At 73.4% G+C, this 1661-nt stretch carries 2 protein-coding genes; both read left to right on the forward strand.

Annotated elements, in window-relative coordinates:
- Window positions 1–468: amidohydrolase family protein (locus ACWGN5_RS41880; protein ID WP_453524285.1), on the forward strand; the 468-nt coding region annotated here is incomplete at its 5' end.
- Window position 469: 1 nt separating this feature from the next.
- A complete protein-coding gene (alc, locus tag ACWGN5_RS41885) occupies window positions 470–1585 on the forward strand; it encodes an allantoicase (RefSeq protein WP_453524287.1) in 1116 nt (371 codons plus the stop codon).
- Window positions 1586–1661: the final 76 nt, after the last annotated feature.

A 1661-nucleotide genomic window follows, 5' to 3' on the forward strand; every position in this document is an offset into this window, starting at 1 on the left:
TCCAACCAGGACGCGCTGTGGCAGGGGCTCGCGGACGGCACGATCGACTGCATCGTCTCCGACCACTCGCCGTCCACCGCCGACCTCAAGACGCCCGACTTCGCCTCCGCCTGGGGCGGCATCTCCTCCCTCCAGCTCGGCCTGCCCGCGATCTGGACCGAGGCCCGGCGCCGCGGCCACTCCCTGGAGGACGTGGTCCGCTGGATGTCCGAGGGCCCGGCCCGGCTCGCCGGCCTGTCCCGCAAGGGCGCGATCGAGGCCGGCCGTGACGCCGACTTCGCGGTCCTGGCCCCGGACGCGACGTTCACCGTCGACCCGGCCGACCTGGAGCACCGCAACCGGATCACCGCCTACGCGGGCAAGACCCTGCAGGGCGTCGTCACCTCCACCTGGCTGCGCGGCGAGCGGATCGCCGACCACGGCACCCTCACCGAGCCCTCCGGCCGCCTCCTCGAAAGGAACAACTGACGTGTCGTCCATACCCAGCTTCACCGGTGACGCCAGCCCCTACGGCGGCGGCGACCCGTACGCCGACTACCGGACGGCCGACTTCCCCTTCACCCAGTACGCGGACCTCGCGGACCGCCGTCTGGGCGCGGGCGTCATCGCGGCCAACGACGAGTTCTTCGCCGAGCGCGAGAACCTTCTGAAGCCCGAGGCCGCCGAGTTCGACCCCGAGCACTTCGGCCACAAGGGCAAGATCATGGACGGCTGGGAGACCCGCCGCCGCCGTGGCATCTCCGCCCAGCAGCCGCACCCCACCGAGGACGACCACGACTGGGCCCTCGTACGCCTCGGCGCCCCCGGCGTCGTCCGCGGCATCGTCCTCGACACCGCCCACTTCCGCGGCAACTACCCGCAGGCCGTCTCCGTCGAGGCCACCTCCGTGGCCGGCTCGCCCTCTCCCGAGGAGCTCCTCGCCGACGACGTGAAGTGGACGACGCTCGTCCCGCGCACCGCCGTCGGCGGCCACGCCGCCAACGGCTTCGCCGTCGACGTCGAGCAGCGCTTCACGCACCTGCGCGTCAACCAGCACCCGGACGGCGGCATCGCCCGCCTCCGCGTCTACGGCGAGGTCGCCCCCGACCCGGCGTGGCTCGGCGTCCTCGGCACCTTCGACCTCGCCGCCCTGGAGAACGGCGGCCAGGTCGAGGACGCCTCGGACCGCTTCTACTCCCCGGCCACCAACACCATCCAGCCGGGCCGCTCCCGCAAGATGGACGACGGCTGGGAGACCCGCCGCCGCCGCGACAAGGGCAACGACTGGATCCGCTACGGCCTGGTCGCCGAGTCCGAGATCCGCGCCGTCGAGATCGACACCGCCTACCTCAAGGGCAACAGCGCCGGCTGGGCCGCCCTCTCCGTCGCGGCCGAGGGCTCGGAGGAGTGGACCGAGATCCTGCCCCGGACCCGCCTCCAGCCCGACACCAACCACCGGTTCGTGCTCGACACCCCGGCGGTCGGCTCCCGCGTCCGGATCGACATCTACCCGGACGGCGGCATCTCCCGCCTCCGCCTCTTCGGCTCCCTCACGGAGGCCGGTACGGCGCGGCTGACCGCCCGCCACCAGGAGCTCGGCGGCTAGCCGGCTCCTCCACCGACTGGGCGGGCACGACACCCCGCCCGGCCCGCGAGGGCGCACCGACCCGACAGCACCGGTG

The organism is Streptomyces sp. NPDC055815 (assembly GCF_053616475.1).